This window comes from Candidatus Pelagibacter sp. PS_10_02 (genome assembly GCF_059418005.1).
The window spans coordinates 112,033-126,448 of record NZ_CM182076.1; the positions used below are offsets into that span (position 1 = coordinate 112,033).

11 protein-coding genes, 1 rRNA gene and 1 riboswitch are annotated in these 14,416 nt (G+C 30.5%); of the genes, 9 read left to right on the top strand and 3 right to left on the bottom strand.

Annotation, left to right across the window (positions count from 1 at the left end; translation table 11 throughout):
* Positions 1-43: 43 nt before the first annotated feature.
* Positions 44-130, bottom strand: a riboswitch (glycine riboswitch).
* 87 nt (positions 131-217) lie between these two features.
* Positions 218-1,324, top strand: coding sequence for an acetyl-CoA carboxylase carboxyltransferase subunit alpha (locus AC5SL1_RS00605; protein WP_494599803.1), 1,107 nt, complete (start codon positions 218-220; stop codon positions 1,322-1,324).
* Here the strand turns inward: AC5SL1_RS00605 and secA are convergent.
* Entirely contained in the window at positions 1,319-3,883 is a 2,565-nt protein-coding gene (secA, locus tag AC5SL1_RS00610) for a preprotein translocase subunit SecA (RefSeq protein WP_494599805.1), read from the bottom strand. The two genes, AC5SL1_RS00605 and secA, sit on opposite strands and share 6 nt — an antisense overlap.
* Before the next feature lie 65 nt (positions 3,884-3,948).
* Between secA and argJ the strand changes: the two genes are divergently transcribed.
* Together argJ and AC5SL1_RS00620 are read left to right on the top strand one after the other, a co-directional pair.
* Complete coding sequence (gene argJ / locus AC5SL1_RS00615) at positions 3,949-5,250, top strand: bifunctional glutamate N-acetyltransferase/amino-acid acetyltransferase ArgJ (RefSeq protein ID WP_494599807.1); 1,302 nt, start codon at positions 3,949-3,951, stop codon at positions 5,248-5,250.
* Positions 5,251-5,291: 41 nt separating this feature from the next.
* Positions 5,292-5,720, top strand: a complete 429-nt coding sequence (locus AC5SL1_RS00620) for a DUF1178 family protein (protein WP_494599809.1) — start codon at positions 5,292-5,294, stop codon at positions 5,718-5,720.
* Here the strand turns inward: AC5SL1_RS00620 and ubiG are convergent.
* Complete coding sequence (ubiG, locus tag AC5SL1_RS00625; protein WP_494599811.1) at positions 5,717-6,439, bottom strand: bifunctional 2-polyprenyl-6-hydroxyphenol methylase/3-demethylubiquinol 3-O-methyltransferase UbiG; 723 nt, start codon at positions 6,437-6,439, stop codon at positions 5,717-5,719. The two genes, AC5SL1_RS00620 and ubiG, sit on opposite strands and share 4 nt — an antisense overlap.
* Positions 6,440-6,506: 67 nt before the next feature.
* Between ubiG and AC5SL1_RS00630 the strand changes: the two genes are divergently transcribed.
* From AC5SL1_RS00630 to AC5SL1_RS00650, 5 genes are read left to right on the top strand one after another with little or no spacing between them, the layout of a single operon-like run.
* Positions 6,507-7,718 carry an aspartate kinase gene (locus AC5SL1_RS00630; RefSeq protein WP_494599813.1) on the top strand — a complete coding sequence of 404 codons (1,212 nt, stop codon included), beginning with the start codon at positions 6,507-6,509 and terminating at the stop codon, positions 7,716-7,718.
* A 3-nt stretch (positions 7,719-7,721) separates the two neighbouring features.
* The gene (gene ispG / locus AC5SL1_RS00635) at positions 7,722-8,822 is read left to right on the top strand and encodes a flavodoxin-dependent (E)-4-hydroxy-3-methylbut-2-enyl-diphosphate synthase (RefSeq protein WP_494599815.1); all 1,101 of its coding nucleotides are present in this window, start codon (positions 7,722-7,724) and stop codon (positions 8,820-8,822) included.
* Complete coding sequence (prfA, locus tag AC5SL1_RS00640; RefSeq protein WP_494599817.1) at positions 8,822-9,895, top strand: peptide chain release factor 1; 1,074 nt, start codon at positions 8,822-8,824, stop codon at positions 9,893-9,895. Before ispG ends, prfA begins: the two co-directional genes overlap by 1 nt.
* Before the next feature lie 2 nt (positions 9,896-9,897).
* Positions 9,898-10,740 (top strand): peptide chain release factor N(5)-glutamine methyltransferase, encoded by an 843-nt coding sequence (gene prmC / locus AC5SL1_RS00645; protein ID WP_494599819.1) that lies wholly within the window; start codon positions 9,898-9,900, stop codon positions 10,738-10,740.
* 15 nt (positions 10,741-10,755) lie between these two features.
* A complete protein-coding gene (locus tag AC5SL1_RS00650; RefSeq protein ID WP_494599821.1) occupies positions 10,756-11,232 on the top strand; it encodes a DUF4167 domain-containing protein in 477 nt (158 codons plus the stop codon).
* Here the strand turns inward: AC5SL1_RS00650 and AC5SL1_RS00655 are convergent.
* Positions 11,229-12,533, bottom strand: a complete 1,305-nt coding sequence (locus tag AC5SL1_RS00655; protein WP_494599823.1) for a M23 family metallopeptidase — start codon at positions 12,531-12,533, stop codon at positions 11,229-11,231. The two genes, AC5SL1_RS00650 and AC5SL1_RS00655, sit on opposite strands and share 4 nt — an antisense overlap.
* 330 nt (positions 12,534-12,863) lie before the next feature.
* Between AC5SL1_RS00655 and AC5SL1_RS00660 the strand changes: the two genes are divergently transcribed.
* A 16S ribosomal RNA gene (locus AC5SL1_RS00660) occupies positions 12,864-14,338 on the top strand.
* Positions 14,339-14,416: the final 78 nt, after the last annotated feature.

Here is a 14,416-nt window from a genome sequence, read left to right on the forward strand (position 1 = left end):
AGTTTTGCTCCATCGGCGAGATTTAATCTCTTTCCAGAGTGTTATGTTTTTATCGGTCCTTTTGCCTGAGAGTTTCCGGGGTGGTTGCTCCTTCGGCGCTATTTTTATTAGTCTCTCCCGATTTGTTTAAGAGTACCTTTAAACAAGATTATGTCAAATATAAATTATTTAAAACATTTTATTGCCTTTTTTGTTAATTAAATATTAAAAGTTGTTTATGAAAAATTATTTAAACTTTGAAACAGATATAAAAAATCTTGAAAATGAATTAGAAAAACTAAAGGATCCATATAATCAAGATGGGCTATCAGAAGTAGACACAAAAAAAATCTTACAATCACAAAAAGAAATAGATGAAAAGTTAAAAGAGATTTATTCAAATCTAGATCCTTGGCAAACAACTTTAGTTGCAAGACATGAAGATAGACCTAAAGCAAAATTTTTTATAGATAATTTATTTGAAGATTTTATTTCATTGTCTGGAGACAGGTTTTATGGGGAAGATAAATCAGTAATAGCTGGGTTTGCAAAGTTTAACGAAAAATCAGTTTTGGTTATTGGACAAGAGAAAGGTGACACTCTTGAAACTAGGATGGAAAGAAACTTTGGAATGATGAGACCTGAGGGTTATAGAAAAACAATTAGATTAATGAATCTGGCAAACAAATTTAATATCCCAATAATTTCATTTGTTGATACCCCTGGGGCTTATCCTGGTGTTGGAGCCGAGGAAAGAGGGCAGGCAGAGGCAATCGCAAAATCAATTGAATGTTGCATGTCATTAAATGTTCCAACTTTAGCTGTTGTTATTGGTGAAGGTGGTTCAGGAGGAGCAATAGCACTAGCCTCATCTAATAAAGTTATTATGTTAGAAAATGCAATCTATTCAGTTATATCTCCAGAAGGATGTGCAACCATTTTATGGAGAGATCCAAAGAGAACCTTAGAGGCTGCAAAAGCAATGAAATTATCATCAAAAGATCTCCTTGAACTAAAGGTGATTGATGAGATCGTTGCAGAACCAATTGGTGGTGCACACCGAGATAGAGATTTAATTTTGGATAATGTTAGAAGATCAATCACAAATAATTTGAATGAATTTGAGAATATGAGTGGAGAAGAAATTTTTAGCCATAGAAAAAATAAATTTTTAAGCATTGGAAGAACAAAGGGCTTTGTAAGTCAACCAGATAATCTAAGTGCGCTAAATATGAAAAAAAATAAGCTTAATAGCTTTATTGAAAAATTTTTTAACTTTAAGATTTTTTTATCAATATTTGTTGCTGCAATTGTTTTGTTTTCTTATCTGGTTTTTTTTCTATAAAGCGCCACAGCAATTTTTAAATTTTTTACCAGTGGCTTCACACTTTTCGTTTCTTGATAGTTTTTGATCTTTTTTTTGTATTAATAAACATTTGGGGTTATTCGAAATTTGCTTCTTAATAGGTTTAGTTGTATTTTCACTTGGCTCTTGAACTATTTTTAGATTTATTAAAATTGTAACAAAATCAATTTTTAATTTATTAAGTAAATTTTCAAAAAGATAAAAAGCCTCTTTTTTATATTCAACCAGGGGATCTTTTTGACCATAAGACCTTAGGCCAATAACTTGTCTTAATTGTTCAAGATATTGGATATGAGATTTCCAATTTAAATCAATGCACTGAAGTAAAATTCTTTTTTCAATTTCTTTAGCCTTCTCTTCATTAAGCATATTAACTCTCTCATTTCTGGCTTCGATAAATTTAGAGTCTATCTTTTCCTTAAATTCTTTATCATTTAAATTTACAAGATTTTCAAATTCATTATCATTTACACTTTTTCCAACTAGAGTTTTTAGTTGATTGTTGAATTCATTATTTTTAGTTTTTGATATTTTTTGAGATTTTAAAGTAATAAGATGATTTATAATCTCTAATAAAAATTCATCAGAATAATCAAAAACTTTTTCATTATTCATCACATTGTTCCTTTGAGAAAAAATAACGTGTCTTTGATCATTCAAAACATCATCAAATTTTAATAAGTTTTTTCTTATATCAAAGTTTCTTGCTTCAACTTTTTGTTGTGCACGCTCAAGAGCTTTATTTATCCAGGGATGATCGATACTTTCACCATCTTTTAGTCCCAGTTTTTGAAGAATATTATTCATAGACTCAGAACCAAAAATTCGCATAAGATCATCTTCTAAACTAACATAAAATATTGAGCTACCTTCATCACCCTGTCTCCCAGCTCTTCCTCTTGCTTGGTTATCGACTCTTCTTGATTCCATTCTTTCAGTACCAATTACAAATAGTCCACCAAGTGATTTAATTTTATTTTTATTTTGCAGTAATTCTTCATCAGGCTGACCACCTTTCTTACCACCCAACTGAATATCAACACCTCTTCCTGAAATACTTGTTGTAATTATAACTGAGTTCATTTTTCCAGCATTTGCGATGATTTCAGCTTCATTTTCATGATTTTTTGCATTTAATACTACATGCTTAATTTTTTTTTCATCTAATAGTTTAGAATAGATTTCAGACTTGTTGATGCTTGAAGTGAAAACTAAAATTGGCTGACCTTTTTCATGACATTCTAAAACTTTATTTATAATTGCTTTATTTTTTTCTAATTCAGTTCGAAAAATTTGATCATTCCAGTCTTTTCTGATCATTTCTTTATTAGTAGGGATAACAACTACTATTAAATTATATATTTCAAAAAATTCTTGAGATTCTGTTACAGCTGTTCCTGTACATCCAGAAATTTTTTCATAAAGCTTAAAATAGTTTTGATAAGTTATTGATGCAAGGGTTTGATTTTCAGCCTGTACATCTATTCTTTCTTTTGCTTCAAGTGCTTGATGAAGTCCATCACCATATCTTCTGCCTTCTAATATTCTACCTGTCAACTCATCAATGATTTTTAAAGAGCCATCTCTTACAATATAATCTCTTCCTTTTTCAAATAAATGATTAGCTCTCAAAGATTGATTCACATGATGTACGAGACTTAAGTTTTCAGGATCATAGAAATTATTATTTTTTAATATTCCAGCATTCGAAAGTATTTTTTCAATATTATTAATTCCTTCATTTGTTAATAGTATATTTTTGTCTTTTTCATCTATCTCATAATTTTTAGGAGTAAGTTTTTTAACTAATTTATCAATAGCAAGATATTGTTCAGTTTTATCTTCTGCAGCACCAGAGATTACAAGTGGTGTTCTAGCTTCATCGATTAAACAAGAGTCAATTTCATCAACAATTGTATATACATGTCCTCTTTGAACCATTTGGTCCTTGGAGAATTTCATATTATCTCTCAAGTAATCAAAGCCAAGCTCACTATTAGTTGCATAGGTTATGTCAAAACTATAATTCTTTTTTCTTTCATATTCATCTTGGTCATTATTAATGTATCCAGATGTTAGCCCAAGAAAATGATAGATTTCCCCCATTTCTTGCGAATCTCTTTTTGCCAAATAATCATTTACAGTAACAATGTGTACACCTTTACCGTGTAGAGCATTTAGATAAGCTGCCAAACTTATAGTTAATGTTTTTCCCTCTCCAGTTCTCATCTCAGCTATCTTGCCTTCATGAAGAATAATACCCCCTATTATTTGAACATCATAATGTCTTTCATTTCTCATCCTTTTAGATGCCTCACGTACAAGTGCAAAAGCTTCAGGTAAAAGACCATTTATATCTTCTCCATTACTTAATCGTTTTTTAAGTTCTATTGTTTTTTTAGGAAAATCTTCATCAGGAATATCTTTAATATTGTCTTCAAAAGAATTAACTTTTTCAACAATCTTTGCAACTCTATCAAGCTCTTTTTGATTGCTTGATTTAATGAATTTTGAGATAAAATTTAAAGGATTAAGCATCTTATTTTTTGATATATAATTAATTACAGCTTTTAATATAAGTATTAAATAAATATTTTAAATATATGCCATTAAATTTAAAAAACTTTGTAAACTCATTAGCTTCAAGGTCAAAAATGCAAGACTTTCAAGATTTAGACCATATAGATGGAGTTTCAATTTCAACAATTTCTGCAAATTTATACAACAAACCAAGAGATGATCTGGTTATGTTTTATTTTAGAGATGGAGCAAATTATGCATCTGTTTTCACACAATCTAAAATAATATCAGAAAACATAAAATGGAACTTAAATATAAAATGTAAAAAAATAAAATCACTTTTGGTAAACACTAGAAATGCCAATGCATTCACAGGATCTGAAGGCTATAAGGCTCTAAAAGAAATAGCAGAAGAACTTTCAATACAGCTCTCAAAAAAACAAAATGAAGACGAAGATTTCCCCAAAAAAGTATTGGCAAATGAGATACTTTTTGGTTGTACTGGTACAATAGGTGAAAAATATCCTACAAAAAAAATAAAAAGCAATATTTCAGAATTAATAAAAAAAATTAGATACACTCAGAATAAATCAATTTGGATAAAAGCAGCTTTAGGAATAATGACAACAGATTTAAAACCAAAGCTTGCAATGGAAGAGTGTAAAATTGGTGATAAAAAAATAAAGATATATGGAATTGCAAAAGGTTCAGGAATGATTTTTCCAAATATGGCTACAACACTAGGCTATATTTTTACAGATGCAGATCTTTCAAATGATGTCTTAAGCAAATTGTTAAAAAAAAATATTGACACAACATTTAATGCAATTACATGTGATGGTGATACCAGCACAAATGATATGGTTTCAATATTTTCAACTGGTAAAGTAAAAAATCCAATAATTAAGAATATTACAGATAAAAAACTTTATAATTTTGATAAAGCTTTACACTCAGTATTATTAAATTTATCCAAAAGAATAGTTGCAGATGGAGAGGGTGCTACTAAATTTATATCAATAAGTGTTTTAAAATCAAAAACTCAGAGTGATGCAAAATCTGTAGCTTTTTCCATTGCAAATTCTAATTTAGTCAAAACAGCCATTGCTGGAGAAGACCCAAACTGGGGAAGAATAATAATGGCAATTGGCAAATCAGGAATAAATTTTGATACAAATAAATTATCAATTAATTTTGGTGATATAAAAGTTGTAGAAAATGGAAAAATTTTTAGTAATTATAATGAAAGTCAAGTTGCAACATACATGAAGAGCTCATCAATAGAAATCTTGATAAGCCTAAATTCAGGATCAAAATATTTCACAGCTTACACTATGGATTTAACAAAAAAATATATAGAAATTAATGCCGATTATAGAAGTTAATTTAATATTGAATTAAATAGTTATGTTATTATCTATATAGCATGATCAAATATAAGCTTATATGTAAAGATTGTGAAATAACTTTTGATAGTTGGTTTTCAACCTCTAAAGAGTATGAAAAAATCAAAAAGAAAAAATTTCTCAATTGTCATATTTGCAACTCACTAAATGTTGAAAAGACTTTGATGTCACCGAATGTACTAATGTCCAAAAAAGATATTGGTATTGATACATCAAGCCAAAAATATAAAGATATCAAAAAAACAATAAATAAATATCAAGATTTTATAAAAAAAAATTTTCAATATGTTGGTAAAAACTTTGCTTATGAGGCTAGATCTATCCACTATAAAGATAAAAAATTTTCTAAAGGAATTTATGGCACTGCTACAAAGGAAGATATAAAAGAATTGAGAGAAGAGGGAATAGAGGCCGAGGTAATTCCCTGGATAAAAGAAAATACTAATTAAGTTTTAATAAATTTTGTAATATAATTAACTGAAGTATCATCACTGACCTTCCAGCTACTATTTAATATATTAAATTGCATACCATCTAATTTTTTTAACAATAGTTTATTTCTTTTTGAAATCTCTGTTAAATCCTCAGGCTTTACAAATTTTTCCCAATCATGTGTCCCTATTGGAAGCCATTTTAAAACATATTCAGCACCAATAATTGCAAAAATATATGATTTTAATGTTTTATTTAATGTAGCAACAAACATTATACCGTTTTTTTTTAATAATTTAGAACTCTCTTTAATAAAAAAATCTATATCATTAACATGTTCAACTATTTCCATATTTAAAATTACATCAAATTTATTTGTAGTTTTTAATTTTTCAGGCGAACTAACTCTATAATCAATTTTAAGTTTATTTTTTTTTGCATGAAATTTAGCGACTTCTATATTTTGTTTCGAAGCATCTATCGCAGTTACATCCGCACCCAATCTTCGCATTGGCTCAGATAACAAGCCACCCCCACAACCAATGTCTAACAGTTTAATATTTTTTAAAGGTTTATCTAAGTCTTTAATTTTGAAATCTTTAATAATATTTTCTTTTATATATCTAATTCTTATAGGATTAAAATTGTGCAAAGGTTTAAATTTTCCATCAGGATTCCACCATTCTTCTGCAATTCTTGAAAATTTTTCTATTTCTTTTTTATTTATTGAATTCATAATAGATGACTTGTGGACATAACAATTAAGATGTATTTTATCAAACAAAAATTAAACAAAATTATCAATGAAAATTGTAGTATTAAAGTTTGGCGGAACGTCTGTTGGAAATATAGATAGAATTAAAAAAGTAGCAAAAATAATTGCTTCATATAAAAGAAAAAAACTTAATGTTATTGTGGTTTCTTCTGCAATGAGTGGAACCACTAATGATCTTATTAGAAAAACAGAAGAATTAAGCAATAATTTTGACTCTGCAGAGTATGATGTTTTACTTTCATCAGGTGAGCAAGCTGCATGTGCATTAATTGCTGGCAGACTTAAACATTTAGGTTTGAAAGCAAGATCATGGATGTCTTGGCAACTTCCAATAATTACTGAAGGTCCTTATAGCGCTTCACGAATAAGTAAAATCAATAAAACTAAAATACTAACTTTTATGAAAACAGGTGGTATTCCTATCATAACTGGTTTTCAGGGAATTAATTTAGATAGAAGAATAACAACACTTGGCAGAGGTGGAACAGATGCTTCAGCCATAATGCTTGCAAAATTCTTCAATGCAGATGCATGTGATATTTATACTGATGTAGATGGTGTCTATACAACAGATCCAAGAAATCATTCAAAAGCAAAAAAGATCTCTAAAATTTCATACGATGAGATGTTAGAGATGGCATCACTTGGGGCAAAGGTTATGCAGCCAACTTCAGTACAAGATGCTAAATTAAATAATATAAATTTTTCAGTAAAATCATCTTTTGAAAAAAAAAGAGGAACATTAATTACAGGAGCTAAAAAAATATTTAGCAATCAAATAATTACAGGAATTACATCTACAAAAAATGATGCAAAGGTTACAATAGTAGGTGTTAAAGATAAACCAGGTGTAGCTGCAGCTGTTTTTAAACCATTATCACTAAATCAAATTAATGTTGATATGGTTGTTCAAAATATATCATTAAATGGAAAAGAAACCGATCTAACATTTACCATTAAATCTGAGGATTTGAAAAAGACTGAAAAAATAATTAAAAAAAATAAAAGAATTTCTTTTAGAAAATTCTCATATGACAATAATGTTTCTAAGGTTTCCATTGTTGGTGTGGGCATGATTACTACTCCTGGAATTACTTATCGAATGTTTCAAGCATTAGCTTCTAAAAAAATTAATATTATGGTCATTTCAACATCTGAAATTAAAATATCAGTTTTAATTTCTAATAAACAAATAAAAAAAGCTGTAGCAGCACTTCATAAAGAATTTAAATTAGATTAATTAATGAGCCTTAGACCATTTAGAGATATCCATCGAAAAAAAACTAAAGTCATCAATGTAGGTGGAGTTAAGGTTGGTGGAGACAATCCTATATCTGTTCAATCAATGACCAATACTTTGACAACAGATATTCAGGATACTATAAAACAAATAAATGATATTCATGAAGAGGGAGCTGATCTTGTAAGAGTTTCTTGCCCAGATCAAGAATCTTCAATAGCACTTAAAGAAATTACCAAATATGTTTCTGTACCCATTATAGCCGACATTCACTTTCATTATAAAAGAGCAATAGAAGCAGCTGAAAATGGAGCAAAATGTTTAAGAATTAATCCAGGAAATATTGGAGACAAATTAAAAATTCATGATGTTTTAAGTGCTGCCAAAAATAATGGTTGTTCCATTCGAATTGGTGTCAATGCTGGATCTCTTGAAAAAGATATTCTAGATAAATATAAAGAACCATGTCCAGAAGCTTTAGTTGAAAGTGCTCAAAGAAATATAAAAATATTAGAAGATCAAGATTTTTTTAATTTTAAAATTAGTGTTAAGTCTTCAGATGTCTTTTTATCTATGGCGGCATACCGACAACTCTCAAAAGTTACGGATTATCCTTTGCATCTAGGAATTACCGAAGCAGGTGGTTTTGTTTCGGGAAGTATTAAATCATCTATAGGCCTAGGTTCACTTTTATTAGATGGTATAGGTGATACTATAAGGATATCTCTTTCCGATGACCCAGTTAAAGAAATTAAAATAGGTAATGAAATACTTAAATCATTAAATTTGAGAAATAGGGGGGTAAAGATTATTTCTTGTCCATCTTGTGCAAGACAAGCATTTCAAGTAATCGATACAGTCAAAATCCTAGAAGAAAAACTTTCACATATAAAAACTCCTCTAACTTTATCAATTATTGGATGTGTGGTTAATGGACCGGGTGAGGCTGCGATGACTGATATAGGAATAACTGGTGGTGGCAAGGGAAACAATATGCTTTATTTATCTGGCATTCAAAGTGAAAAAGTTTTATCGGAAGACATAATATCAAGAGTTGTTAAAGAAGTTGAAAAAAAAGCTGCTGAACTTGATAAAAAATTATAATGATACCTCTAAAAACAATTGAAGATTTAATCTCTAAACATTCTGCTTTGGAAAAAGAATTGTCAACTGGTGAAGTTGATAAAAAACTATTTGCTGAAAAATCTAAAGAGTACTCTGATTTAAATGATGTAATAGATGATGCTAAAAAATATTTTTCATATGAAGTAGAAAGAAAAGATTTAGAAAAAATTCTAGAAGATCCAAGTAGTGATAACGAATTTATAGGAATGGCAGAAAAAGAGCTAAAAGATCTTAAGTCAGAAAATGAAACAATTGAAAAAAAATTAAAATTATTTTTATTACCAAAAGACGAAGCTGATAAAAAAAACGCTATTATAGAAATTAGAGCTGGTACGGGTGGTCTTGAGGCTAGTTTATTTGCTTCAGATCTTTTTAAGATGTATGAAAAAGTTAGTAATAAAAAAAAATGGGAATTAGAATTAATAAGTATGTCCCAGAGTGAAGCGGGAGGTCTTAAAGAAGTTATTGCCTCCATTAGAGGAAAGAATATATACTCAACTCTAAAGTATGAGAGTGGAGTACATCGTGTTCAAAGAGTGCCAGATACAGAAACACAAGGAAGAGTTCATACTTCTGCTGCAACAGTAGCCGTCTTACCAGAAGCTGAAGAAGTTGATGTAAAAATCAATGATTCTGACTTGAGAATTGATGTCTTTAGAGCCGGAGGACCAGGGGGACAATCTGTTAATACAACTGATAGTGCAGTAAGAATAACCCATATTCCAACAGGTTTATCAGTTTCTCAACAGGATGAAAAATCTCAACATAAAAATAAAGCTAAAGGAATGAAAATTTTAAGATCGAGACTTTATGATTTAGAAAGATCAAGAATAGATCAAGAAAGATCGCAGGATAGAAAAAGTAAAATAGGTACTGGAGACAGATCAGAGAGAATTAGAACTTATAATTTTCCTCAAGGAAGGGTTACTGATCATCGTATCAATTTAACACTACATAAACTTGAAGAATTTTTAGAAGGAGAAGCTTTTGATGAAATGATTGAAACTTTAACTCTCCAAGCACAGGAAGAAAAACTAAGCAATCTTACATAGAAATGAATATAGAAAATATTCTAATTGAGGGAACCAATACTTTAAAGCAAAGTGGTGTGTCAAATCCACAGCTAGATTGTGAAATTTTATTATCTAACTCAATTAATAAAGATAAAAAATATATCATCCTAAATCCGAAACAAATTTTAAATGATGGGCAATTAAGTGATTTTAAGAATCTTATTGAAAAAAGAAAAAAAGGAGAACCCATAGCTTATTTGATAAATAAAAAAGAATTTTGGAATAATGAATTTTTTGTTAATAAGGATGTTTTAATTCCAAGACCAGATACAGAATTAATAGTTGAAGAGGTATTAAAAATATATTCAAAAAATACTCATCTTCAAGTTTTAGACATAGGAACAGGATCAGGATGTATCTTGTTATCAATATTGAAAGAGAGAAAATATTTCTATGGAACAGGAATAGATATTTCTAAAAAAAGCATAAATGTGAGTAAATTCAATGCAAAAAAGCTAAATTTAGTAAATAGGGTTAAATTTTTTCACTCTAGTGTTGACAATTTCACTGCAGGCAAATATGATCTAATTGTTTCAAATCCTCCATATATTGAATTAGTAAGTTTAAAATATTTGGAAAAAGATATTGTTAATTTTGAACCAAAATTAGCTTTGAGTGGTGGATTTGATGGTTTTTCAAAAATCAGAAAAGTTATTAACAAAGCAAACTGTCTGATAAAGAAAAATGGTAAATTTATTTTAGAGATAGGTTTTAATCAAAAAAATAAAGTTAAAGAAATATTAAAACAAGAGGGTTTTTATATAAATAAAGCTGTAAGAGACTATAGCAATAATGATCGCTGCATAATCAGCACTAAAATATAAATTAAAAGTATAAATATGGTAACATTTAGAAGTAATAATACAAATAACAACAGAAGACCTTCATTTAGGAATAATAATAACAGAAGACCCTCGTTTAGAAATAATAATGAAGGATCAAAATTTTCTAATAATGATAATTTTCAAAGAAAAGTTCCAGGTAGAAACAATCATAATGCTGTTAAACTAATTGAAAAATATAATGATTTAGCAAGAGAAGCTTTAGCTAATGAGGATAAGATTTTATCTGAAAATTATTTTCAACATGCTGATCACTTTACAAGAGTTCAAAATGAACAAGAAAGTCTTAGAATGGCTAGAGTAAATTCATCTCCAGCAGAGGTGGTAAAACCTATTACACCAGCAGATCAGATTGTAAAAGAAGCTAAAATAGAAGCACCCATTGTCAAAAAAGAAACTCAAGAAGTAGAATTAAAAAAGTCTTCAAAAACAATTGAGAAAAAAACCGTAGAAAAAAAATCTGCAGCAGTTTAATTCAAGCCAATAATAAGCTCTGACTTTAAAACATCTAATTTAATTCGAGCAACCTCAAACAACTCTCTATTTTTATCTTTAAGAGTTTTTCCAGAAGGTAGCTTTAGTTTTTGTGAATTGATTTGCTTTCCATTTACTAAAACTTCATAATGCAAATGAGGTCCAGTAGATTTTCCTGTTGAGCCAACATAGCCAATTATTTGACCTTGCTTAACTCTGACACCTTCTTTAATCCCTCGTGCAAAGTTTTTCATATGAGCATAAATAGTTTCATATGTTGAGTTATGTTTTATTTTTACACAGTTTCCACCACCACCACACCATCTTGCTCTAGTAACAACACCACTTCCTGACGCCATAATAGGTGTGCCCATTGGTGCAGCAAAATCTGTTCCTCTATGCATTTTATTATAACCATCTATTGGATGTTTTCTCATTCCAAATGCAGAGGAAAGTCTTGCACCATTAATAGGTGTTTTCATTAAAGCTTTTTCAACACTCTTTCCATTTTGATCATAGTGTCCTTCATTTCCTTTTTTATCAAAATAATACAAAGTATTATTTACGCCACTTAGTTTTAAATCTGAAAAAATAATATTTCCAGTTTCGAACACTTTTCCATTATCATCTTCAAATACTTCATACATAATTTGAAAAATATCATTTTTTCTAATGTCTCTTTGAAAATCAACTTGAAAACCATAGATCCTTGCAAACTCAATTATTATGTTGGGCTGAATATTTAGATCAATGGCAGTTTTATATAAACTTTGTAAAATTTTTCCTTCTTTAAAGATAATTTTTTTATTTAAGTTTGTAATAATTTTTTTTTTTTCAAACTTATCTGTATCTAAATTTCTAGTTAACAAAATTTTTTCAGTTCTAGATACAGGGAATAAAAAAGATGTAATTTTTTTATTATCTGATTGATCAATTGTAAACTTTATATCAAGATTAGTTTTTAGATTGCTTAAGTTAAAATCTGAATTTAAATTTCTTTTGATACTTAAAATTTCTTCACTTGGAATAGAATAGTTATTTAATATTTTATCAAATGTTTCACCACTAGATATTTTATGATCAATACTTTTATATCTAGGTTTAAGATTATTAAAAATTTGCTTTAAGCTTTTTTGAAAATAAATATTATTTATTAACTCTTTATAATTCTCATTAGTTTCTAATTTATTATTATTATAAATTGTGGTGCTAAAAATTGTAAAAATTAGTAATAAAAAGAGTAAGAAAATCTCAGTATTTTTTTTTATTAATTTAATTAATTTATTTGGACTAAATATCATTTGGAATTTTCAATTATTAATTTAGTAATACCAAAAAATCAAAAAAAACCTCGTATTTACTGATGTATTTATTGATTTATTTAAATGCTAAAAGCTTGATTTACTTTTATTTTAGCTTATAAGCAGCACACTTTCTCAGTAAAATTATTGTTTATTCAATAGATTAGTGAGGATTATTGGGCGTTTTAGAACCAATTAGCTATTTAAAAAGTAAAAATTTAAGAAGAGAAGTGTGGACGGTTAAGGTTACCAAAATTTGTCGTACACACTTCAAAATCGTATGGATTGTATTCTTACAATTTATATATGAAGCTAGTGTGCGCCGTTTTTTAACTTGAGAGTTTGATCATGGCTCAGAACGTACGCTGGCGGCACGCCTAACACATGCAAGTCGAACGAAGTAGCAATACTTAGTGGCAGACGGGTGAGTAACATGTGGGTATCTACCCTTTGGCCTGGAATAACACGAGGAAACTTGTGCTAATACCGGATAAGTCTTTACGGAGAAAGCTTTATGCACCATTGGATGAGCCCGCACTTGATTAGTTTGTTGGTAGGGTAATGGCCTACCAAGACTATGATCAATAGCTGATTTGAGAGGATGATCAGCCACATTGGGACTGAGACACGGCCCAAACTCCTACGGGAGGCAGCAGTGGGGAATCTTGCACAATGGAGGAAACTCTGATGCAGCGATGCCGCGTGAGTGAAGAAGGCCCTTGGGTTGTAAAGCTCTTTCGTCGGGGAAGAAAATGACTGTACCCGAATAAGAAGGTCCGGCTAACTTCGTGCCAGCAGCCGCGGTAATACGAAGGGACCTAGCGTAGTTCGGAATTACTGGGCTTAAAGAGTTCGTAGGTGGTTGAAAAAGTTAGTGGTGAAATCCCAGAGCTTAACTCTGGAACTGCCATTAAAACTTTTCAGCTAGAGTATGATAGAGGAAAGCAGAATTTCTAGTGTAGAGGTGAAATTCGTAGATATTAGAAAGAATACCAATTGCGAAGGCAGCTTTCTGGATCATTACTGACACTGAGGAACGAAAGCATGGGTAGCGAAGAGGATTAGATACCCTCGTAGTCCATGCTGTAAACGATGTGTGTTAGACGTTGGAAATTTATTTTCAGTGTCGCAGGGAAACCGATAAACACACCGCCTGGGGAGTACGACCGCAAGGTTAAAACTCAAATGAATTGACGGGGACCCGCACAAGTAGTGGAGCATGTGGTTTAATTCGAAGATACGCGCAGAACCTTACCAACACTTGACATGTTCGTCGCGACTCTAAGAGATTAGAGTTTTCGGTTCGGCCGGACGAAACACAGGTGCTGCATGGCTGTCGTCAGCTCGTGTCGTGAGATGTTGGGTTAAGTCCCGCAACGAGCGCAACCCTCACTTTTAGTTGCCATCATTAAGTTGGGCACTCTGAAAGAACTGCCAGTGATAAGCTGGAGGAAGGTGGGGATGACGTCAAGTCCTCATGGCCCTTACGTGTTGGGCTACACACGTGCTACAATGGCATCTACAACAGGAAGCAAAACGGCAACGTTAAGCAAATCCCGAAAAGATGCCTCAGTTCGGATTGCACTCTGCAACTCGAGTGCATGAAGCTGGAATTACTAGTAATCGTGGATCAGCGTGCCACGGTGAATGCGTTCCCGGGTCTTGTACACACCGCCCGTCACACCATGGGAGTTGGTTCTACCTTAAGGCAAGGTTTCAAACCCTTGACCACGGTATAGTCAGCGACTGGGGTGAAGTCGTAACAAGGTAGCCGTAGGGGAACCTGCGGCTGGATTACCTCCTTTCTAAGGATGAGTGAAAGTAAAATTTCACTCTAAATAATATACATCGGTAATGTTGACCGTCCTCATTTCTCTTCTTAA